Origin of the sequence: Paenibacillus sp. RU5M (assembly GCF_900221055.1) — a bacterium.
GTDB classification, from domain to species: Bacteria; Bacillota; Bacilli; order Paenibacillales; family Paenibacillaceae; genus Paenibacillus; species Paenibacillus marchantiae.
Genome location: NZ_OBQM01000001.1, coordinates 543,778 through 566,963, shown reverse-complemented (window position 1 = coordinate 566,963; position 23,186 = coordinate 543,778). Strand labels below are relative to the sequence as shown.

Sequence of the window (23,186 nt, the reverse complement as noted above, 5' to 3'; positions counted from 1 at the left end):
GTGTTAGAACCCGTGATCCGTTAGCCATTTACCTAAGCTACTCTCTCTCGCTTTAAGGTCATGCTGTTTGTTAAACTTGCCCATGGTACGATCTGCCATCAGTTTGCCGTCCATCATGAATAAAACCCGTTCAGATCGAGCTGCCACTTTGACGTCATGGGTAACAATTAATATCGTTGTTCCAGAAACATTAATGTCTCCAAGAATATCCATGATTTCATTGGTTGAACGTGAATTCAGTGCTCCCGTGGGTTCGTCGCCAAACAGAATATCAGGCTGATTGATCAGTGCCCTGCAGATGGCGATCCGTTGCAATTGCCCACCCGACGCCTGAGTGATATTGTGGTTGGCCAGTTCATTAATTCCCATTTTTTTCATCAAATTGAGTGCTCGTGTATTAATGGAATCTCTACTGCTTTTTTTGGCCAGATAAGCAGACAGAATGATATTGTCGAGTAGATTCAGACTTTTCAACAGATGTATGTTCTGAAATATAAATCCCATCTTGTTCAAGCGAAGCTGTGCCAATTCTTTTTCCGAGAAATCCGAAATTATCTTGCCAGCAAAATAAACACTCCCGCTACTTACCTGATCCATGCCGCTGACATTGTATAGCAAGGTTGATTTTCCTGATCCCGACGGACCCATAATCGAGACAAATTCGCCCTTCTTCAATTGAAAATTAATATCCTTCAAAATAGGATGCTTCTCACGCTCACCAGTACTGTACGATTTGTTCACGTTTTTGGCTTCCAGGATTATAGTCATGGTTGTCCCCCTATTCGATAATCATTTTGGAAATGCTGGATTCTTTGATGGATTGAATACTGATTAGAGCGGTACAGATAATCGTTGCTGCCAGCAGCAGCGGACAAAGTACGTACGCCTGTAGCGGGTCAATGACAAAAAACATATGAGACGCTCCGAAAGAAGCCATTATTGCACTGATCAACCACTCGCCTGCAGTATTCGATAGCACGGTTCCTACAAAGACGCCAACACCCAAAACAATAAGGGACATTGATACATATTTGAATTTAATTGTGGAGATGGAAAATCCCAGACTTCTGAAAATCGCGATATCACCGCTGTCCTTTGCGACAAGCATTTTCAGGAATAATGATGTAATCAAGATCGTAACCAATACTGCTACAACAAGCGCCAACACCGTAACCAGCTTAAGCTGATGAATCGTTCCTCCGAGTGTTTGATATAAGTAGCCTTTTAAATCGGTCACCTTTGCAGGTGAGAACGCTTGCTCATATTCCGCAATTTTATCTGAAATCTTACTACCGTCATCTTTCAAATCCAAACTTACGACATACCAGAGCACGCGATCCTTGTTATAGGGCAGCCGTGCTTTGGCAGTCTTTCCACCATTGGTCACATCCTGATATACACCACTCACAGTCATAGTTTTCTCCTGTCCATTTACGATCAGTACCAGGGTATCTCCCGTCTTCTTCTCCATGTCTTTACTGTTCGCATCAGACAAAGCAATTTCATTTTCATTTTTCGGTGCCGCGCCATTCACGTAAGACAAAGGAAAAACATTAAAGTCACCTGTCTCTACGCTTAAATGATCGTAGCTACCTTCACTGTTCAACACTTTGAATTGACTTGTGACAAGAGGTGAGTATCGAAGTACATTCTTATCCTTTTGAACATAATCAATTAATTCAGCGTAACGCTGTTCGATATCTTCAGAGTGCCTCAGATCAATACGCATATCGCTTTGACCTACACCCATGTAAGAAATGAAACTAGGAGCTTGTAACGTATGGAGGAAATTTATAGGTACGATCATAATAAATGAACTTATAATAAACACAAACAACAGCAAACGGAACATTTTCATTCGTTGGATGACTTCTTTTAAGCCTAGAAAAACTGGAACCGATAACCACCGATTTTGGGACAGGCTTAGTCTGTTGTGACTTATTTTCGTCTCACCCATACTGCCCGAACGTAATGCCTCAACAGCTGAAATGTGATTAAAACGCCGAAGCACACGGTTGCAGAAAAATACAACGATGGCAAAAATTAAGACAGCTGCAAACAATGTTATGCCGTAGTGCAACCATGTCTTGGGAGCCGCCCCCATGTAGAGCAACATATTGGACATGAACAAACGGTTAACCCATAGTGATGCTAGAAATCCTACGATAGAGCCCAATCCTGCCATAACAACATATTTACTCAAGTAAAGTTTCTTAATATCACGCTCGGATATGCCGATAGCTTTCATGACGCTAATCTCTCGATAATCTTCTTCAATGGTTGCGAGCATGGTGAAACGAATGCAGAGTACAGCGATCACAATCAAGATCAAACTGACCAGAATGACTACAGCTGCGACTACCCCGTCGGTCAACGCATTCAACATCTGAAACAGATTGTAGTTCACAATAGGACCAGCGTTCGGCAAACTCGTATTTTGATAGGCTTGGGTAAAGTCGCTAATCATCTTGGAATCTCTAAGTCGAAATTCAATCAGATACTCCGACTCTCCCGTATTTTGTTTCAAGGTTTGGAATTCACTCTGACTGATGACAAAACGTTTGGAGTGAATGATCGATGGATTCATTTGAGCATCACGTACAAATTCCACAATCTTGTATGTTCTGCTGAAAGAATCATCTTTAATATGAATACGGTCACCAATGCTCAATTTCTTCTGCTGCAAGTAATAAACGGGAACCGCAATTTCTCCATCATTCACCCGCACAATCTCACTATCCAGATTCAGCAGAAAATCAAAATCCTGATTTTGTACAACAAAATCAAGATCCATAATGCTGTTTTTCTCGGCCTCCGCTCCAAAAAACAAATGAGAACCGTCAATGTTAATCATTTCTACGATCTGGTGTTTATCTACCATCTCATTGTCCTGTGCCCATTCATTCACTTTCATTTTATCCAGTTTACCTGCGTGCATTTGCACAACATGAGGCGTCTTGGATTCTGTAAATAAATAGTGAATTGAATTGGTTAACTCCATAATCATTCGTGTACCTGAAGAAACAAGTAAAGCCGCTAGTAAAATAAAAACAAATAGAGCGATGTTGATTCCTTTTTTCCTAAAAAGATCATTTCTCAACATACGTAATAGCATGAATAACACTAGCTCCTTTGTATGGAACACTACTTTGGAATAATCAGGTACACTTTATGTAATTACTTTTACCGATATGTCCAACCCTACTGACCAAAGCTCATGTTCCTCTTTTTCTGTAAAATAACCCCATTTATTATGTGACCCGATTGTATCAATAAATATGAACAACTAAATCAGTCTGCGGTCCAGTTCTTACTAATTCCTAAGTCTGAGGTGGATGGATTGAGAACTTATTTATTCATATGCTAAGATAATGATTCAAACCTTTTTCTAATCAACACTCACTTTATGGGATAAGTCCCAAATAAGAAAGGACACTATGAATCCTTCATCCATACCATCCATATTGCATCGAATCATCCCACCGCTGGATCTGCGCAGTTGCTTAGTCAGCGTGCGTGATGAGATCATATACGAACACTACCGTAATCAAGAAGCAGCTACCCATATTGCCAAAATCAATTCCTGTACCAAAAGTGTGCTGTCCGCGCTCATCTGTATTGCTATGGATCAAGGGGTGCTGCCTGAGGCTGACACGCCGATCTCCACCTTTTTCCCTGAGCTGGTATCAGACTCTGACCCCCGCAAACCTGAAATAACGTTAGAGCAGTTATTAACCATGACAGCTGGATTCAACTGGGAGGAATTCGGAGGACAGAATTCATTTCCGCGTATGACGCGTACGGATTACTGGGTGAAGTTTGCGTTGGAGCAACACTTAAGTCATGTGCCAGGTACATATATGGAATACAATTCAGGGGTATCACAGATATTGTCTGCCATCCTCATGCAAAGTACAGGTATGTCCGTAGCTGGGTTCGCGGAACGTTACTTATTTGGCCCGTTGGGGATTCAACAGTATGAATGGGAAAGTGACCCACAAGGTGTACATACCGGGGGGTTCGGTTTAAAGATGTTACCGCAAGATTTACTGAAATTCGGACAACTGTTTTTGCAGCAGGGCATGTGGAACGGGCAGTCGTTGATTTCGAGTGATCTTGTTACCCGCTCTACAAAACCTGCCATTACGGTTACACCACCCAATCATGGCAGTTACGCTTGGCATTGGTGGGTAGATGCCTATACCAACGAAACTTCTGAAGCTGAGGTTACAGAACAGCTCGCCCCCATACTCCACTATTACTACGCCCGTGGATTTGGTGGTCAATTTGTATATATCGTCCCGACTCTGGAACTCGTTGCTGTGCTCACCAATGACAAACGAAAAAAGGAAAAACCTCCACTGGATGTGTTCCCCAAACGGATTGCTCCTGAACTGTTAAAATGCTTGTAGCTTTCTTCGTTTTCATTTAATGGGCAATAAATAACCCCCAACCGTTAGGGAGTTTTCCCGAATAGTTGAGGGTTATTTGATTCGGCTTTATTAGAACCAGACATGCCAGGTTTTAGATTATCGCAAGCCTTGCAGATCAGCCTCTGAACTTCCGACCTCCGTCTTTCTATCACGGTAAGATCTGGTATTAATTAGATAGTATAACGTTGCGTAGATCGTAAGAATAAACGTGCCAAAGAACATACAGAAAGCCAGCGATGGACGACTTACACTCTCATGCATAAGTTCAACCAGCGTCTCTCGATTGGTTAACGCATCCCAGCTGTTCAAGCGATATACACGTCCCAGCAGAACACCGTAACTCCCCAGTGCACAACCCGCTAGCACAAATATCCATGAAAACCATCGTCCCAGTTTGTGATGGATCACTTCCTGAAGCTGATACATCGAAAGAAATCCGAGCAATAAACCCGCCCAAACGAACATCAAAACCACAATTAAGTCATACCAGTACTTGTAGTCCAATCCATTGCCTCCGCCATAATAGCGGGAACTGCGTGCCGTCAGGTGGACAAGATCCGTTACAATGTAGGAAGAGTTCGGGAAGAACAATAGCCAGAGCAGTCCGCTTGCAACGGCAAACCATGTTGCCCCTTTCCATTTAACATGGCTAAAGCCATAGGCCACATATGAAAACACAAAAGGAATCCAGCCCAAAAACAGATTCCAGATAAGGAAGCGAAAATAGCGCTGATCCAGCCAATCCGCAGCTGCGTAATACAAACCTAGAGTCACCACTGTGACCACACTAAGGAAAATAAATACTTTGATATAATTCAGTTTTCTCAATGATATTTACCTCACTTGATCCAATGAAATACATTCAGTTCCGAAAATAACGTATAATCTCTTCCTTGTTCTTTTCCACACGCAGATTCAGTCCACGTTTATCCTTTAACCCATATTGCTGTAGTTCATGTCCCGGATCAAGCACCAACGGTTTTGTTACTACATCCTCCAACAAGTTCATTGTCAGTTGATAGGCTTCACGCAGCTTATCCACCGGAATAATCGATTCATATCGCTTGATCAACTCAATCAGACGTTCCGCATACACTAGACGCACCATACTGTCCGCACTCATCAGTTGTCTTGATGCGAATGCTGTGACTGCAGCAATAATCAGCGGATTTGCATGATATCTGGAAATCGACGTAAGCTCATCAACCGCGTCCCAATTCATGATGGATAATTCAGAGATTAACTGACCTATTCTTTCTTCCATCCATGTCTGCTCCAGCTCTTGCGGCACATCCCATTGTTTATATTCTGCATAAACACCACCACGATGCATCTGAACAGCGCTCCCATAATGTTTAACGAATAACGCTTTGGGAACACTCCAATCGGTTTCCATCCAACCACCACCATACCTGTCTCTATTTTCGCTTATAACCAGCACACATTACATAAATTCACTGTTGAAGACCATACTAGGATCATACCATTTCCCAAAGGAGAATCAAATTCACAATGAATCCAAATTCAATGCAGCCTCCAAACCGAATACAACCTGCTAACAACACAAATTCAGACTTCACCCCCTACTTGAACCATGGCGGGCATGAAATGTTCGATATGCATGAAATTCTGTCAGGAGCCATCAACGTATTGGATCAATACATGATCTTCAGGACGTTTGTACAAGATACTGAACTTCTTCATATTCTTGATCGTCAATACAACTTCATGTTATCCCAATATAATCTGACTGCAGAATGTTTCTCAACTGGGCACAAGCCTCATCACGAGACTGCAACCTACATGATTCCGAACATCGTGCAACCTGTGTATGGCCTCAAGCCGTCCGCTCCGAAAAAGCCAAATCAATCCCTTTCGGATGTCAAAGATGCAGGCATCAGCGGTCATATGCTGGGATTAATCAAGTCTCACGCCTCTTTGCTGGCTATGTCTGCACCTGAAATTACGAATGGCGCCGTACGCCGGGTCATCGCTTCGCAGGTTCAACAGTTTATCGAGATGGCTTACGAAATTTTCACGTATCAAAATCAACATGCCTACTATCAAGTGCCTCAACTCAGTGCAAATGATACCACACAGATGCTTCAGGCCTACGTTCCAGCAAACGGCACACCTCAGATGCCAATCAACAATAAACCACCTCTCCATTAATTTAAAATAAGCTTAATCAACAAAGAACAGTATCTACAACCCACTCAAGGTTGAAAGATGCTGTTCTTTGTTATTTCCAGAATCATCTAATGTTTGCAGCATGTCTTGAATAACACATTTTATTTTAAAAAAATTCTACCTTGATTCGATTACCAGAAACTGGTTTAATCAGAATGTGGTCACAATTACTCATTATGTAACATGGGAGGTTTTTGAATGCGATTGAATCCATTGATTAAACTTGGTTTTCTAGCCATTACATTAAGCTTTACGGCCATCTTTGCAACTCTGATAACATCCCAAACTACATTGGCTGCACCTGTCCCAGCTTCCAAAGCGGTATATCATCAATTTCAAATGTATTCAAAAAATGCAGTGAAATCCACGCCCAGCCTGGTTCAGGCACGTAAATATCTATTGAATCATATCGATGAAGTCGGACCTTGGCAGGCTACCTTGATGACCCTTCAACTGGAGAATTTGCAAAAGATCAGACTGGCTGACTTGGATCAAAAAATGTATACGGAACTGTTTCAAAGCGTTCTCTATGAAGCCCATTCCAACATAGGTTATGAACAAAAGCTTACATATAGCAGTCTGCTCAAAGTGATTAAAGATCCGTCCGTTCGCAAGCTCTTGCAGGAAGCTTCCGATCTGGGATTCAAACTGGAAACTAGTGAAGGTCTATACTATCCCATCATCAATTATGAGATGTCCAAAAAGTTTCAGCCCTACGTGAAACCTGACATTGTTGCTTACATTGATATTATGGCTGCGGAATCCAACCAGCCCACAACTTCCGATGCGGCCTTTATCATAACCTGGGATGAACTCATCCGGCGTACTCTAGAGAAGGAAGCTTTCCTGAACAACTTCCCAAGCTCTAATCGTACGTCAGCAGTTAAGAATTCACTTTACGTTGGTTACCTGTTTTATGGAAGTGATAATTCTCCCGCCTATGACTGGTACACGGAAGAAGAAATTCGTACTATCGATCCAGAAGTGAAAAAAGCATATGAAAAGGCTGTGGCAAATAGGGAGACTAACACGAAGAGTGTACTTCTGGATACAGTGGAGAAGATTTTGCATCTACTCGATAAGAGTAATGACGAACTTACCCCAGAAATCAAAGAAATCACTGACCATGTTGAAAGCCTGTTTGCCAATGATTAATAAATATAACCAGTCCAAAGTGGATGTTGTTAGTTCACAATAAAATCAGGTACAATCTCAAAGCTAAAAAGAAGCGGCACTCCTCTTTACAGGATGTGCCGCTTTAACATGCCTTGTACCCTTCTTATTCCATTCCAGAATAGTATTATCTCGATACCGATGTAAGTTTGTCTGGATTCACAACGAGATAGAACCCCTCAATTCGCTCTCCAAGAGAGTCCAGTTCCAAACACAGAACTTCGGACAACTGTCCGTTTTCCAGTAACACAAGGTGTTGTTCTCCGTTGATAAATGTGGGCACCCACTCGCGTTTTCGCAATCGGGTAAGCACCCGGCGAGAGGTCAACAAGGCAAGTACACCCTTACGAACCCTCAACGTTCTCATGACCGTATGCACACGTCCACCGCCATCTGCCGTAAATATCGGTTGTTCAGCAAGCAGCTCCAGCATCTCGGAGACATCATAATTCAGAAAAGCCGTTGTAAAACGAGCCAACAATTGCTCTTTTGCAGCATAATCTGCAGAACTCTGTTCCAACGCCGGAAGTCTATCGGGAAGCTTGCGTCTGGCCCGGCTAAAGATCTGACGGCAGTTGCTCTCTGATTTGCCCAGCCAATCCGCTATTTCCGTATATTCATACTGAAAAGCCTCACGAAGTACAAAAACGGCACGCTCTATTGGGGAAAGCTGTTCCAGCATAACCAGATAAGCGTAGGAAATCATCTCCTTCTGCTGCACGGTTTCTTCCGGAATGTTACCCATTTTACCGTCACTCATCGGCTCGGGAAGCCATTCTCCAACATAACTTTCCCTTTGATTGCGGGCAGAGTTTAGCAGATTCAGACTCCGGTTTACGATTAGTTTAGCAATATAGGACTTGGCATTACGGATATCATCAAGAGACTTGCTCTGAAGCTCTGCAAAACAATCCTGCACAATATCTTCAGCCTCCACAACACTGCCAAGCATGCGGTAAGCAATGGAAAAGGCATAGGCTTTGTAACGAATATACAATTCACCAACTTCCAGAGAAGACACTTCTGGCTCATTGGTGAGGGAATTGAATTTCATGAGAATGGCCTCCTCTGGCAGATGGTCGAATGTTTACTTAATTAAAGCAGCCTGGATACATCCCTGTTGTAATGGCAATCCGGTTCCAGCTATTAATCGTGTTGATCGCCATGATCAGATCCACCAGTTCGGCCTCACTGAAATGTTCTCTAACTTTTTCATACAATTCAAGTGGTACGCCTTGTTCCGAAATTAGTGTTACGGCTTCAGCCAGCTCCAGCATAACACGTTCTTTTTCCGTAAACAAAGGCACCTCGCGCCACACGCTCAGCAGCAAAATGTGATCGGCATAATCTCCAAGCTTCAACAGATCTTTAGCATGCATATCAAGACAGAACGCACAACCATTGATTTGGGATACACGGATTTTCAGTAGCTCATATAACGGTTTGTCTTCAAACTGACCTGAAATGTGCTGCTCCAATGCCATCATTGCTTTGAAAGCACCCTGATTAGCCACTCTATAATTCACTCTTAAACTCATTGCATTCGCCTCCGTATTTTGGTCTACAACCTTAAGACAAACCAAGGCTCACATCTGTGACATTATTCTATAAAAAATTTCTTCAGCATATTCAGGCACAGAATATAGCTCGATTAACAATGAAGTAATTAATCTGCGTGGAGCATAACCGACATGAATATAGTTCACGTAAAGCGTTATGTATAAACAGGGTTTTCCGTATTTATGTTAGCTGTTTGATGTTTTGTTTGTGATTTTGAACAAATAATCATTATACATATTGATACACGAAACAAAAGAGTAGTAACATACGGCTACAAAGTAAACTTTCCTGACATAAACAAATGAACGATTCATATCCTAGCAAGGAGTGACTTCCATGATAACTTCCAATTCCAATCCTCAACTTACATCTGAACTGCCTCGCGGCTGCACGTTCTCCGCTGAAGACTGGCATGTATTATCTCAATATTGGTATCCGATTGCTCAGGCAAGCGAAGTGACAGATAAGCCACTTGCCGCTCAATTGCTTGATGTCCGTTTGGTCCTGTATCGCAGCAACGACAAGGTCGTAGTTGCTAAAGATCTTTGTTTTCACCGTGGTGCACCGCTTAGTAAAGGTTGGGTAGAAAATGGGGAAATTGTCTGCCCATATCATGGTTTCCGTTACAACTGTGAGGGCAAATGTACCGCCGTACCTGCACACCCTAGCTCCAAAATCTCTCCCAAACTGAAACTTATCGTATATCCTGCGGTTGAACGTTATGGCCTGATCTGGACTTCACTCGCCGGTACCGACGAGCAGATTCCCGCATTCCCGGGATGGGATGATCCAGATTATATTAATATCCTGCCCCCGAACTTTGATATCGCAGGTTCAGCAGGACGTCAGATGGAAGGATTTCTGGATGTATCCCATTTTGCCTACGTGCATACCGAGACGTTCGGCGACCGGAACAACACCGAAGTGCCCCAATACAAAGTAAAACGCGAAGGCAATGAACTGCTTGCCGAATACTGGAGTTCTGTCAGCAACTATGGCAAAGGTCAGGATAATGTAGCACCCGAAGGTTTTCAGTGGCTGCGTGAATTCCGCGTATTTCCACCATTCGCCGCATCACTTACGGTTCACTTCCCGGAGAACGATAAGTTGAACATTCTGAACTGTGCCTCTCCCATCTCAACACATTTTACGCGGTTGTTCTGTCCGATTACCCGTAACTTTGACAAGGATGCTCCGATTGAAGATACAATTAAGTTTAACTTGCAAGTATTTGAGGAAGATCGGGAAATGGTGGAATCACAGAAGCCAGAGGATTTGCCACTGGATCTCCATGCAGAAGCGCACATTCCCGCAGACCGTACCTCTATCGCTTATCGTCAGTTATTGACAGAGCTTGGTTTGGGACGGAATTACACATCATAAATTGAAAACAAATGGACAAAAAAAGAAGCGTTTCCACGAACGCTTCTTTTTTGTATAATTGCTACACTTTCACTCGTGACAATGTACTGGGTTTTACCCCATTTAAATGCCTTATATCGTTCACTTACCCTTGATTATTCGTGTTCACGGGAGGTTCTGTATAATACGGACAGCCTGGTTCGTGAATAATGCGAGGATCAACCCATGTTCCCCAATATGGAAGTCGATTCACATAAGGCTGCACGTTGGGATGGCTATTCGAGTTAGGCATGTTGGTGCTCGGGGAAACTTGAGTAACACAGTCCACTGGCGGACCAACGATTACCGTTTTTTGAATTGGAGCAAGCGTTTCCTTCACCTTGTTCTCATCCAGACAATACGTATGGGCCAGAACACTCGCAGGTGTCAGTCGTAAAATATCCGAACCAAATATGGCTTCAGGAACCGGGGCATCGAAGATAGCCAGCAGATGAGTCTGATCTACCGTTGCAATTTCATAGTGCCACCAGCCTTGCGGAACATTCGCTACTTGACCCGGTGTGATCGTAAAATTCAACAACTCTTTGGTAAACGGGTTAATAAGGGAAACGACCGCTGAACCACTGATACAATACACCAGCTCGGATGCATTCTGATGAATATGAGGATCAACCACATTGCCCGTGCTAAGAAAAATGTCCAGCAAGGATACGTTACCCAATGTGTTTAATTGCTGAATGGAGAGAACATTAATATAGTTATTTCCGTCTTTTTGGAAGAAAGAATTCTGGTTCACGTCAGCTGTAAATTGGGTGGTAGGTGAGGTGAAGTCCATATAAGAGGTTGCCAAAATAAAACGCCTGCCCTTCGCTCTCGGTTTAGGTGATAACCTATAACGCCAGCTTATGCTCTGGGCTTCTATGCGTGAGCCCATTTCTGAGGTAGGGTTACGACACAGCTACCAAATCATATCCCCCTTCACCCATACCACGTTCTATTAAGCCCTCTGTGTCACTCCATTGCATCGCAGCATAGGCTAATATCATCAATCAAACACTGGAGGCATGCATCATGGCATACGGACCTGGTTCAGTTCCTATCCCGCCAACTGCGGGTTATCCTTACCCTTATTATCCACCGCCACCCTATCCATACCCCTACCCTTATCCATATCCCTATCCACCCATCGTACCTTTTCCGCTGCCCTTTCCCATCGGACATATCGGAGGCCCAGGATGGCATGGCGGTTACCCGGGTGGTCCGCACGGTCCATTCCCTGGAGGCGGCTATCCGGGCGGACCACATGGCGGAGGACCTGGCGGAGGTTTCCACGGCCATCGTTTCTAATGGTAAAATAGCAATGCAGGAGCTGCTATCGGCAGCTCCTGTCCTTGTTCAACTTTCTTTTAAAATATCCAATGATGCCCTTCTGTTGAACAGATTCTACCTGCTCAATACTCAATCTCATCCATAATCTTCAGATTACGGTTGGACACTTCCAGCAAGTCTGTAAATGTCTCAGACACATAATAAACAAAGTCCGGATCATGCACATACATAATCACTTGCCCGTAGGTTCCTTTCTCTGTCGGATCAAAATCAAGCATCAAATACAGCGAGCCTCCCGCCATCGTTGCAAAAGGAATCCACTCTTTATGGAATAAGTAGGGCTTAATCTCCGGGTCCAGTTTGCTGATCTCTGCCGCGGAATAATACTCGTCCAACTTCTCATCTACTTCACAGAAGTATTGTTTGGTTTCCCGAATTTCCTTCAAAGACATCAGATAAAACGGATTACATTCCTCTGCCTCCGCATCACCCGGATACAAGATATGAAATGCATAACCACTGCCGTCTTTACGCTTATAGAAGGAACGGAAATCCTCCGGCAGCCGGACGCCATGCTCCGTTTCAAATGCGGTTAGACTGTGCTCAGAAGCACCCTCCCGATGCTGGTATTCCTCGTATAACTGCCGAATTTCATCATCTTTGATTTTTTCGTTCAGGAGCTCATTCAACTCTTCAAACAAATCATTCCATTTTGCATTAGCCTCAGGTGTCATACACATCCCTCCCTTTTCAACTCTTCTCTACTCGTTCCCGCACATATTCCTGATATCCCCAGAACGCCTCTTCTTCCCCTCCGTCTTCGATCAGAACCATAACAGCGTAGGAAAACAGATCCAGCCACCGTTCCATCAATGCAATCTGTTCATTTGAGATCAATTTATTACTCTGCAACATTCCTTCAGGTTCGACGGCCCATGCACGTCCAAGGTGGGTAATTCCCCATAGTGAAGCCATAATTTCACGATCCAGCGTAGATTGTTTTAGTTCAGGAGCCAAAACATGCAAGATTTCCATGAGTTCATGAAAATTTTCTTCATTCAGGTTACCGCGAACGGGGCGCAAGCTACCAAGAAAACCGGTTTCCATTGTCGAATGATTCAGATCATCGTAGGCAAAGGCATGACATTTCAACAAAATTACTGCTTCTTCACGCTTCATTTCAACCTCCACTTTACCCATCCTTACTTTATCCAATCTTAATCTTCAAACATTGGTGTTTACCAACGTAAAGGTTCTTCTCCACGCCATAACACGTAGCGCTCAATTTCACGGAGGGTGCCTGTGCCTATGCCATACTCATCCATCTGATCAGAGCTCAGATCAAGAATATGCAGCATGCCCCCGAACGTACCGACTGCAAGCTTGGACTGGTCAGGAGAGGTCGCCAAGGAGTAGATGGTGCTGCCTACAAAGTGTCTCCACACTTCCTGCCCATCACCATTCACACAATATAAATATCCGTATGCGTCACCAAGCACCATGCCTGCATCCAATTCCACTGCAGCGTATACACGGGCATTCTCATCCATTACAGGCCAATCTTCCTTACTTTCATTCCCATCGATCGTTTCCAGCTGAACTTGTATTGTAGCACCGTTATAAAAGTGACATGCATTAAACCATACCTTCAAACTGTCTGCGGTGAATACCGCATAGTGAGGATAGCTGGATTCAGGATAAAGCGAATATGTCTTATTCTGTTTGCGATCCAGAACCATATGGTTACTGACCTGGCTGCCGTAGGCAATCCAGCGACCGTCACGTGAGACTGCTGCATGACCCATATCAATCTGCGTATCTTCCAACTCGTATTCTTCGATCTCTGCAGGATCTGGGTGCAGCAGGGATACCTTGTCTTGCTCTACCAGGTAGATTCCATAATTGGAGAAGATAAGAACGGATTTCCCATCATTGAATGGAATGAGTCCTTCAAGTGTGCGTTCCGGATCCTCACAGTCAGCAAGGGATTCGATGCGTGGCAAAGCCTTCTGGATACTGGATTGGATATCTTCCCAGCGATACACCGCAAGCTCTTGTCCTTCCAGATGGCGATCTAGTTGTCTGATGATACGAATACCTTCTGATCCGGCCAGCGCAAAGTCACCACCATTTGGCGAACAACCTGCGAAGGTATATTGAGAGAAAGGCAACCATCCATCTTGATCAGCCGTATATACACAGCCATTCTCCGTGAAGGTGGCGGTTGAGAATACAATTGTTTCTGCGTTCAGATAACCAACCACCCGAACGGCCTGCATGGAAGATTGAAAATGTTCATTCAATGGCCATGTTGCAGCAGGCAGCTCAAGCCGAAGCCGTTCCAAATCCCCTTGAAGATTGGCTTGCTTCACCATATTCCACACTTCAGTACTAATCGAGACTCTACCATCCACCTCCAGCTCCGATTCGTTCACTTGCTCTCCTGCCATGCTTCTGCGCACAAACGCATTAACATCTCTTGCATATCGTTTGCCTTCACTTCGCCACGTTTCTGCAATATTTTCTTTCAACCAATTCAATTGTTATTCCTCCACTCCGCCTCTATTGATGACTGTACAATGATTTGCCAGCAAAAATTGATCCAGATCGTCCTGCATCATGATTTGATTTAGTTCACCTTTTCCAGAAACCGAGCCGTTGGTATCGCCATATCACTGAGACTTGCATAGATAGATCATTTAATGTTGAATCAGGACTTTCAATGACAAGATAATCGTCGAGGACGATGACCAACTCACCGATTAATCGATTACGCTCATTTAGTAATGCCGTAATTGCAGGGTTTAATGATAGCGAAGGTCCTTTTTCAAGCTCTATTGTTCGGCCAAACCTGTTGTTTACCGATAGTACACACAGCGCTACTTTTATAGATCCATCTTAAGGTCCACACCTTTTTTTGCTTCCTCTGCTCTTGGTCCAATTGGTTTCGCGGCATACGATAACAAACCAGCAACAGTTACCCCGATAAGCACGACAATTAAGGCGCGAAGCAACCCCACAGATTCCCCTATAACTCCCAAAATAGGCGGACCTACAAGGAAAGCAAAGTAACCGACCGTTGTAACAGCCCCCACCCTGGCAGCGACTCCACGGGGATCGTCTCCTGCCGCTGACAGACCCACTGGAAATCCAAATGCCGCACCAAGTCCCCATAATACAACGCCGATGGCAGCAATCGCATAGCTTTTTCCCGATATTACAATGAGTAATCCTATGATTGCAAACAGCGCGGATGCACGCAGGACAACAACTCTTCCGAATCGGTCAAGTAACCTATCGCCTACTGCACGACCAATCGTCATAGCGGCTACAAACAGACCATATGCAAACGATCCTGTGGCCGGCGTGACATTATAGCCATCCACTATAACGATCGGAAGCCAGTCGTTCGCAGATCCTTCCGCAAATGCCATTCCCAAAACAACGATACCGATAAGGATTGTTCGCGGCTCTTTCCATACAGCCATGCGCTCCCTTGTAGTCAAGGGCGGTTCGTCAATATCGGCCATGTTATCCCGCCCTGTTCCAACAGGCACTATACGATACAAATAAACAACCGACACGACGACGACGATTGCGACAAACGCCAGATGAAGAAGGACAGGAATATCGCTTTTGATCGCAAGTGATCCGGTAATAGCGCCTAAAAAAGAGCCTACGCTAAACGCAGCATGAAATCCAGTCAAGAGCGATTTTTTGGCTGCATGCTCGACTGCCGTACCCTCCACATTCATTGCTACATCGCATATTCCAATCCCGAAACCGAATATTGCCAATCCCAAAAACACAATGATCCCTTCCGAAAGCCATGAGCCGCCTATACCCACAGTTCCAAGTCCAATGGCACCGACTGTCAATCCTGTTACCATGACAAAGCGCCCTCCATAGCGGGCAATAAGATGGCTTGCGCTAAGCAGCCCGAGTATGGAACCTGCTGCCAGCCCGAAAATAATCCAGCCCATCTCGGTCGTTGAAGCGCCCAAAGTATCCCGGATTGTGGGTGTTCGCGATATCCATGATGCAAAAGCGAATCCAGACAGAGCAAAAAAGAAATAGATGGCGATACGCCATAAATGAATTTGTCGGCTGTTTAGTAAATGCGCCATACAAGTCTCCTTAAGAAATCAATTTGATAATCGTCCGTCATGAATTAGGCGACCATGCTTCTGGCCGCCGCTCTCTCTATATTTCACTATGTCACTGGGTTGAAGCAGTAATTATATGTTCATAAATTTTTCTCATTATTTACATTTACCCATGCTCCTGTTTCGTTACTTTCTAGGATTGCGTCAGTAATACACATCGATAAATGTCCTTCTTCAAATGTGGAAAAATTAGCCTTATCCCTCGACGGGTCCTTCCCATCACGAATATAAGAATAGAAATTGAGCATCATGTTTTTAAGTGCATCCGGCCAGCCTTCGTTATGACCTCCGGGGTAATGAATCGAGGAGCGAGCTTCCGGTGCAAATAGCGAGGGATCTGCCAAGAGTACTTCGTTCGCGTGATCTCGATGGCCTATCCATAACTTTTCTGGCTCTTCCTGGTTCCAATGAACCGACTTTTTGCTGCCATTCAGTTCAAAGCTTAATCGATTTTTCCGGCCGGCACTTACCTGAGAGACCGTAAAGACCCCTTTGCTGCCGTCATCAAACCTAATGAGGACTGAGGCATAATCTTCCGTCTGGATCGGAATATCTTCATATGCTCCAGCTTCTTGTGTCTGGTTCTCATAGGTTGCCAAGTGCTGCTTTGCTTTCTTCCTGACGGGTATGATCGTTGCTAAATCACCAAATACTTCTACGATTTTCTTCCCTGTCACATATTGGACCGTATCACACCAATGGGACCCAATATCCGCTACCGCCCTAGACTTACCGCCTACTTCAGGAGCCAACCTCCAATTGTAATCCGTTTCGAAGAGCAGCCAATCCTGCAGGTAGCTACCGTGAATGAGATTTATCCTCCCTAGTTCCTTGTGCTCAACCATAGACGCTAATTGCCTAAGAATAGGGAATTGTCTGTAGTTAAAATTGACGCCGTGTACGATTCCACGTTCTTTAACTAAGTTCAGCAGTTCTGCCGATTCTACACTAGATACCGCCAATGGCTTTTCGGAAAGAACATGCTTACCAGCAAAAATGATATCCTTATTTATTTGATAATGAAGATGATTCGGCGTACAATTATGTACCACACGTATCTCCTCATCCCGAAGCATATCCTTATAATCTCCATAAGCTTTAGGGATGTTTAGCAAGGCGGCTTTCTTCTCCGCGCTGCTCTGATCTGTTTCAGATAGCGCTACCACATCGACAAAGCCAAGTCTTCGGATCGCTTCGATATGTGAAGGGCCTATAAAGCCGGTGCCTATGATCCCTACTTTTATTTTCTCCATTCGAATTGCCCCCATTCCCTTTTCTCGACTTTTATCTATCAATGTAAACGTTTAGACTTTTCTCCCTGTCATAAATATTACTTTAATGCATCGATAATCATTTTGAAAATAGCCAAGTCTTCCTTGTAGTCTTCTGGTGTTGTTTTCGGTGTTAAGTCTTTAGTGATTACATCGTATAGATATTGAAGCTCTAACGTATACGGATCTGTTAAAGTAGGTCTGATCACAGATTCCGTATACGTTTCACCTACAGTTTCGTTCACAAATATTTTTACGGGCAAATGCCGAATATAAGGTGTATCGTATTGAACTCTAACGGATTTACTGTCTGCATACACTTCCAAGTGGGCATCGAAGCGTCCTTGCCCGTCAATACCGGTTTCGAAAGTGACAGCGAATTGCTCGTAATCCAGGATAGCGCTGAGAAAAAGGTTTCCGTTGTTCGTCATTTTTGCCCCGACGACGCCTCTTGGCATCCCAAGGGTTTCCCGCATCAAAGACAGATCATGACTAGATAGACCACAAAGAAAACGATATAAACTGAAATAAGGGGATCTGGCATCTAGCCCAGTCGCTTCTTTTACTAATCGTTCTGCTCGATCCAGTTTATCAGCTTTCAATACCTCTGGGATATCGTCAAAAGATACAACATGGCTTGTTGGCTTCACAAAATATCCGTTCGGACCGATGATATCCCTGACTCTCGCATATTGAATTTTGCCAATGCCCCCGATTTGCTTCGCTGCCTCCAGGAAGGATGCCGAGTAACGTCTCATGTAGCCGACCAATACCTTTACGTTGTTTTTGTTTTGCGCTTCAATAATGGCATCCGCTTCCGCTTCGGTAAGGCACATTGGTTTTTCAATCAATACATGCTTGTTGTTGTTAGCTGCTGCGATCGCACACTCTGCATGATACTCATCGCTGTTCAGAACGAATACGACATCCAGATCAGCCTGCTTTACTAGCTGCGCAGCATCCGTATACAGATTCCTCACTCTATACTTTTCTCCTAGATACGTGACAAGCTTAGGGGAGATATCGCATAAAGCCGCAATCCGGTATTGATGGGGAAGTGATTCTAGTACGGGGAGATGGATAACCTGTGCAACTTCTCCAAGACCGATAATACCAACATTTAAAATTTTCTGTTCCATGATTGATACTCTCCTTTAAGTTTAATTCTTCTATGTTTATGTTTTTAGCCTTTTACGGAACCTGCTGCGGAACCATATGCCATGTATTTCTGGACGAAAAATAAGAAGATAAGCACCGGCAGTGTCGACAAGGAGGCGGCAGCGGTTAAGCTTCCCCATTCAGTGGAGTTTTGCTGCATAAACAGCTGCAAACCTACTGGTACCGTCATCAGACTTTCTTTTTTGACGAACGTATTTACGATTAAATAGTCGTTCCAAGAGAATAGGATGGAGAAAATGGATACTGCAGCAATGCCGGGGCCTGAAATAGGCAACACAATTTTGGAGAAGGTGATCCAACGGCTGCAGCCGTCCATCCAGGCGGCTTCTTCAATTTCTTTAGGAATGGTGTCGAAAAAACCTTTGAACATCAGTACCGAGAATGGTAAATTTGCAGCTGATTGAATGATGATGACTGATGTCAGCGTATTGTTCAGATGCAAAGACCGAAAGGTGATAAACAATGGTAACAGCACCAATATGATCGGGAACATCTGAAGCAGCAGAAGCAGAACGGAAAATGTTCCGGAAATAAATGTGCGGAATCGGGATATAGCATAACCGGCCAAGGCTCCGATGATGATTGTTAACACTAAGGAAATGGCGGTTACATATACACTGTTGCCGAACTGCTGCCAGAAGGCGGATTTCTCATTCACGAATTGATAATTATCTAGCGTCCAATGTACTGGAAGCAATTTGTTCGAAATCATAATTTCCGAGTTGGATTTGAATGAATTCAAAACCATCGTAATGATAGGAAGATTAGCAACAAGGGAAGCGAGGATGAGAATTAGAAAAACAAGACTGTACGTAAATCTTTTGGTCATATAAATCCCCCTATTCGCCTTTTTTCTGAACTCTTAATAAGATGAAGGCAAGGGCCATTAAGACAATCAAGCTAAAAATGGCAAGTACAGCTCCTATACCGACCGAATCCTTGACAAAGGCGTATTTGTAGCTCATAAGGATCAAATTTTGCGAAGCGTCAATCGGTCCCCCACCGGTTAACAAATAAAGAACGTCGAAATCGTTGAAGCTCCAAATACTCATCAAAATCCAACATACGAAGCTTACAGTTTTCAGTTGCGGAAGCGTAATGCTTAAGAATGAACGCCATTTCCCGGCACCATCAATGCTTGCAGCCTCATACAAATCGTGACTGATCGTTTGTAAAGCGGCTAGCAAAGATACCATCATGAACGGGTAACTTCTCCAAATCTTAACCATAACGACGGAAAATACAGCCCACTTTTCATCGCTTAGAAATAAGATGGGCTCTATACCCAAGGATTGAAGGAAAGTATTTACGATACTTGACTGGCTGCCAATCATCCACCGCCACCCTACCATGGATACGACGGAGGAAAGCACCCAGGGAATGAGCAAAGCTACACGAAAAATTCCTTTTCCCAGGATATTGAGATTAAGAAGCAGTGCCAAGAATAGCCCTATAACATAACTTCCGATAACTGAGAAGAGCGTAAACCAGAAACTAAAGGAAAACGCGTGCCACAGTTCATCCATTTTCAGTACTTTAAGATAATTAGTAAATCCAATAAACGATCCCGGTTTTAATAGAGTCCCATCTTTAAAACTATACAAAATACCGGAGATAAATGGATAGATATTAACCAACACAATAAACAGTATCGCTGGGAACAAGAATCGAATTTGTAACCACTTAACTCCTTGTTCGTTATTCATATCGTAACCTACTTTCTTGAGGCACGTAATGAATGTCCATGTGACATCCCCGCCTGCTTCCTGTTGTGATTACTTTTCCTTCATTATTTCTTTAATCTTCGTTGTCGTTTCTTGCATGGATTCTTTGATCGGTCTGCCGCTAATGATCTTCTGAACCAATTGGCTCATCGAGCCATCCCCCTCAATTTGGTTAAGCTCCGAGAATCCGCTTGTGTACTTACTCCCTGTAATTTTCATGATCGGCAAATATTTTTCTGTAATCATTTTAAGGTTGGCATTATTGTTCCAATATGGGTCTTTTGTGGAAGATGTCTTTGCCGGGAAGCCGCCCGCATTCCCTTCCGTCCACAAAGTCTTGTTGTTCTCGGACCACCACTTAAGGAAAATCTTCGCTTCATTAGGATGCTTGCTTTGCTTGTAGATCATAATATTGTTGATCCAGCCCAGCGTCTGCTTATCGCCATGCGGTCCGGCAAGAGGCTCGAGAACTCCCAGCTCATCTTTGAGATCAGGGAAGTTATCCGAGAAGCCTGAGGTAGCAATATATACTGCAGCATGACCGGTACCAAACTCTTTGATCGCATCTGCTTCTTTCATTCCTACCATTGCGGGATTGATGGACCCGTCTTTAACCAAATCTGATATGAATTGATTGGCTTCAACATTCCGATCGTTCATCATATCCACTTTTTTATCTGCCGTGAACAAGCTTCCACCATTATTTAGCATGAGAGTGAACATCCCCTGGATACCGGTTGAATCATTTCCAGGCAACGAAAGACCATAGTTACCGTTTCCGGATACTTTCTTCAAGGCTACTCTTAATTCATCCCAAGTTTTCGGCAGGTTAGTAATACCGAATTTCTCGAAGATGTCTTTCCGATACCAGGGTACTCGAATATCGATCATCCAAGGGAGCGCAACATAGTGACCATTATATTTTAGAGCTTCTACGCTTCCTGGAGCATAATCATCCAACTTGCCCGCTTTCTTCAAGTCCTCAATGACATCGTCAATCGGAAGAATCTCATTGGAATCCATAAACTGAAATGCCTGATAGCCAGCGCCCGTGCTAATATCCGGTGGAGATCCAACAGCAATCGCGTTCGCGAAAGTTTGATACCAGTTTGACCAAGGTGTCGATTGATACGTCACTTTAATATTCGGATTTTCACTATTAAATTTCTCAACAAGCTTCTTACCCGTATCAGCATAGCCGGTTGGTCCCCAGACCATATCCCAGAATGTTATCTCGACAGGCTTCGTAGTGGCCGTGCCTGTTCCAGCTTTGGAAGCAGAGTAATCCGCCTTAGACTCACTTCCGTTCGAACTTGAGCAAGCTGCAAGCAATACAACAAGAGCGGTTGTCATCAATACACTGAAACTTTTCTTAACCATTCTCAGTCCCCCTAAAGTGAATTTGTACAAAACATATTTGATTGACATTGAACGACAAGCCGCAATTCATTCCATTACTTCATATGTTCACCTCCAGTCTAAGTAAAATATATTTTATAATGTAAACGTTAAGACTTTTCCTGATTCTAATCTGATTCACTAGATATGCGAACCGACAACATATAGACAGGCTTACATGGCATTATCCGTGTGAATTAAAGGATTGTTAATGATTGAATTATTGAATTTAATGTAAACGTTATTACAATGGCTTTAAAATAAAATCCATTGATTTGAAATCGCTTTCAATAATGGATTCAGTGTACCTTTTTTGTATAGGTAAAAGATAAACCTTGCAATTCAACTTGTCAAGTTTTTTTGGGGGGACCGCAGCTTTGACGGATAACAAGCTCCATTGGAAATGATATATTCTTTTGAAGGTACCTTTCGATTGGATTTTCAATTTGCTCTAACAGTATATCGACTGCTGTGGCGGCCATTTCTTCAATGGGTTGTTTGACCGTGGTCAAAGCCGGACGATATAAGCCAGCCATGTCAATGTCATCGAATCCAACAACTGCCTTATCTGAAGGCACGTCTAATCCTAGCTCATCAAGCGCTTTAATGGCTCCGATTGCGATTAAATCATTAGAGCAAAATAAACCACTAAATTCCTTGTTCTCCAGCACGAGTTGCCGAACACATTGATAGCCATATTGACTGAAATTTCGAACATGATCCTTCCTGTTGCTGATAATTAAATCCTCATTAACAGCCATATTATTAAGCATTAAAGCATTACGATATCCCAATTCCCTTTCAATACCGGTAGAAAGCGATCCGATAAAAGCTATTTGTTTGTGTCCGAGGCGAATTAAATGTTCAACGGCCTCGATTGAGCTAGTTAGATCATCCCCCGTAATAGAGGTAATATTATTCTTAACGGACGAAAAGGAAACGATCGGGATGTCTTGTTTGATAAATCGCTCCAAATATTCGCTAATATCCTCCTCCATATTTTTCGTAAGCGTCCCGGCAATTAAACCATCCACCTTGCGCTCAAGAAAAGTACTGAGACAAGGATTATCGCTTTCTGATTCATAATAGGATGTGCTCACAATCAATGTATAACCCTTTTTCAACAGTTTTCTTTGTATGAATTCTGCTAACTTAGCCCAGTACTCATTTGAAAGAACAGGAACAACCATACCAATTGTTCTTGTTTTTTTATTGATCATCGTTCTTGCCGCTTGGTCCGGCACGTAATTCAATTTATCAATGGCTCGTTGGATTTTCTCTCGGGTTTCTTTTTTCACCCGGTCTTTTCCATTGACAACCCGAGAAACGGTCGCAATAGACACATTGGCTTCTTTTGCGACATCTTTAATTGTCTTTGTCATCTTTTTTTCCCCTAATGTA

General features: G+C 43.5%; 22 protein-coding genes. 5 read left to right on the top strand and 17 right to left on the bottom strand.

The genetic code is table 11. From position 1 onward, the window contains the following. Positions 1-3: 3 nt before the first annotated feature. Positions 4-768: an ABC transporter ATP-binding protein gene (locus CRO25_RS02740; RefSeq protein WP_079693986.1), complete on the bottom strand. Its 765-nt coding sequence runs from the start codon at positions 766-768 to the stop codon at positions 4-6. Positions 769-778: 10 nt separating this feature from the next. After that, the gene (locus tag CRO25_RS02735; protein WP_079693987.1) at positions 779-3,115 is read right to left on the bottom strand and encodes an ABC transporter permease; all 2,337 of its coding nucleotides are present in this window, start codon (positions 3,113-3,115) and stop codon (positions 779-781) included. Between the two features lie 322 nt (positions 3,116-3,437). Between CRO25_RS02735 and CRO25_RS02730 the strand changes: the two genes are divergently transcribed. Further along, positions 3,438-4,412, top strand: coding sequence for a serine hydrolase (locus CRO25_RS02730; RefSeq protein WP_079693988.1), 975 nt, complete (start codon positions 3,438-3,440; stop codon positions 4,410-4,412). Positions 4,413-4,529: 117 nt separating this feature from the next. Here CRO25_RS02730 and CRO25_RS02725 read toward each other — a convergent pair whose 3' ends face one another. After that, positions 4,530-5,261 carry a DUF1361 domain-containing protein gene (locus CRO25_RS02725; RefSeq protein WP_079693989.1) on the bottom strand — a complete coding sequence of 244 codons (732 nt, stop codon included), beginning with the start codon at positions 5,259-5,261 and terminating at the stop codon, positions 4,530-4,532. 34 nt (positions 5,262-5,295) lie between these two features. After that, positions 5,296-5,829 (bottom strand): hypothetical protein, encoded by a 534-nt coding sequence (locus CRO25_RS02720; RefSeq protein ID WP_079693990.1) that lies wholly within the window; start codon positions 5,827-5,829, stop codon positions 5,296-5,298. 131 nt (positions 5,830-5,960) lie between these two features. Here CRO25_RS02720 and CRO25_RS02715 point away from each other — a divergent pair, with 131 nt between their 5' ends. Further along, positions 5,961-6,605 (top strand): spore coat protein, encoded by a 645-nt coding sequence (locus tag CRO25_RS02715; RefSeq protein WP_079694283.1) that lies wholly within the window; start codon positions 5,961-5,963, stop codon positions 6,603-6,605. Between the two features lie 216 nt (positions 6,606-6,821). Beyond that, on the top strand, positions 6,822-7,778 hold the full coding sequence (locus CRO25_RS02710) for a hypothetical protein (protein ID WP_079693991.1): 957 nt from the start codon (positions 6,822-6,824) through the stop codon (positions 7,776-7,778). A 145-nt stretch (positions 7,779-7,923) separates the two neighbouring features. Here CRO25_RS02710 and CRO25_RS02705 read toward each other — a convergent pair whose 3' ends face one another. Continuing rightward, a complete protein-coding gene (locus CRO25_RS02705; protein ID WP_079693992.1) occupies positions 7,924-8,850 on the bottom strand; it encodes a sigma-70 family RNA polymerase sigma factor in 927 nt (308 codons plus the stop codon). A gap of 37 nt (positions 8,851-8,887) precedes the next feature. Continuing rightward, a complete protein-coding gene (locus tag CRO25_RS02700; protein ID WP_079693993.1) occupies positions 8,888-9,334 on the bottom strand; it encodes a carboxymuconolactone decarboxylase family protein in 447 nt (148 codons plus the stop codon). 358 nt (positions 9,335-9,692) lie between these two features. On the opposite strand from CRO25_RS02700, the gene CRO25_RS02695 reads away from it, so the two are divergent. Beyond that, on the top strand, positions 9,693-10,739 hold the full coding sequence (locus CRO25_RS02695; RefSeq protein WP_079693994.1) for an aromatic ring-hydroxylating dioxygenase subunit alpha: 1,047 nt from the start codon (positions 9,693-9,695) through the stop codon (positions 10,737-10,739). A 124-nt stretch (positions 10,740-10,863) separates the two neighbouring features. Here the strand turns inward: CRO25_RS02695 and CRO25_RS02690 are convergent, their stop codons facing one another. Further along, the gene (locus CRO25_RS02690; protein ID WP_063563142.1) at positions 10,864-11,568 is read right to left on the bottom strand and encodes a cupin domain-containing protein; all 705 of its coding nucleotides are present in this window, start codon (positions 11,566-11,568) and stop codon (positions 10,864-10,866) included. Positions 11,569-11,789: 221 nt separating this feature from the next. Between CRO25_RS02690 and CRO25_RS02685 the strand changes: the two genes are divergently transcribed. Beyond that, the gene (locus tag CRO25_RS02685; protein WP_097115711.1) at positions 11,790-12,065 is read left to right on the top strand and encodes a hypothetical protein; all 276 of its coding nucleotides are present in this window, start codon (positions 11,790-11,792) and stop codon (positions 12,063-12,065) included. Between the two features lie 104 nt (positions 12,066-12,169). Here CRO25_RS02685 and CRO25_RS02680 read toward each other — a convergent pair whose 3' ends face one another. The 10 genes from CRO25_RS02680 to CRO25_RS02635 all read right to left on the bottom strand — a co-directional run bounded on the left by CRO25_RS02680 (position 12,170) and on the right by CRO25_RS02635 (position 23,167). Beyond that, positions 12,170-12,781, bottom strand: coding sequence for an SMI1/KNR4 family protein (locus tag CRO25_RS02680; RefSeq protein WP_079693996.1), 612 nt, complete (start codon positions 12,779-12,781; stop codon positions 12,170-12,172). 16 nt (positions 12,782-12,797) lie between these two features. Then, on the bottom strand, positions 12,798-13,247 hold the full coding sequence (locus tag CRO25_RS02675; RefSeq protein WP_256863561.1) for a hypothetical protein: 450 nt from the start codon (positions 13,245-13,247) through the stop codon (positions 12,798-12,800). 38 nt (positions 13,248-13,285) lie between these two features. After that, the gene (locus CRO25_RS02670; protein WP_079693997.1) at positions 13,286-14,587 is read right to left on the bottom strand and encodes a hypothetical protein; all 1,302 of its coding nucleotides are present in this window, start codon (positions 14,585-14,587) and stop codon (positions 13,286-13,288) included. Positions 14,588-14,932: 345 nt separating this feature from the next. Further along, positions 14,933-16,174, bottom strand: a complete 1,242-nt coding sequence (locus CRO25_RS02665) for an MFS transporter (protein ID WP_079693998.1) — start codon at positions 16,172-16,174, stop codon at positions 14,933-14,935. Positions 16,175-16,293: 119 nt separating this feature from the next. Beyond that, positions 16,294-17,466, bottom strand: a complete 1,173-nt coding sequence (locus CRO25_RS02660; RefSeq protein ID WP_079693999.1) for a Gfo/Idh/MocA family protein — start codon at positions 17,464-17,466, stop codon at positions 16,294-16,296. 77 nt (positions 17,467-17,543) lie between these two features. Continuing rightward, entirely contained in the window at positions 17,544-18,623 is a 1,080-nt protein-coding gene (locus CRO25_RS02655; protein ID WP_079694000.1) for a Gfo/Idh/MocA family protein, read from the bottom strand. Positions 18,624-18,667: 44 nt separating this feature from the next. Beyond that, positions 18,668-19,492 carry a carbohydrate ABC transporter permease gene (locus CRO25_RS02650; RefSeq protein ID WP_079694001.1) on the bottom strand — a complete coding sequence of 275 codons (825 nt, stop codon included), beginning with the start codon at positions 19,490-19,492 and terminating at the stop codon, positions 18,668-18,670. A gap of 10 nt (positions 19,493-19,502) precedes the next feature. Then, positions 19,503-20,369 carry a carbohydrate ABC transporter permease gene (locus CRO25_RS02645; protein WP_079694002.1) on the bottom strand — a complete coding sequence of 289 codons (867 nt, stop codon included), beginning with the start codon at positions 20,367-20,369 and terminating at the stop codon, positions 19,503-19,505. Between the two features lie 69 nt (positions 20,370-20,438). Further along, positions 20,439-21,767 carry an ABC transporter substrate-binding protein gene (locus CRO25_RS02640; RefSeq protein WP_218670769.1) on the bottom strand — a complete coding sequence of 443 codons (1,329 nt, stop codon included), beginning with the start codon at positions 21,765-21,767 and terminating at the stop codon, positions 20,439-20,441. A 368-nt stretch (positions 21,768-22,135) separates the two neighbouring features. Then, positions 22,136-23,167 (bottom strand): LacI family DNA-binding transcriptional regulator, encoded by a 1,032-nt coding sequence (locus CRO25_RS02635; protein WP_079694004.1) that lies wholly within the window; start codon positions 23,165-23,167, stop codon positions 22,136-22,138. Positions 23,168-23,186: the final 19 nt, after the last annotated feature.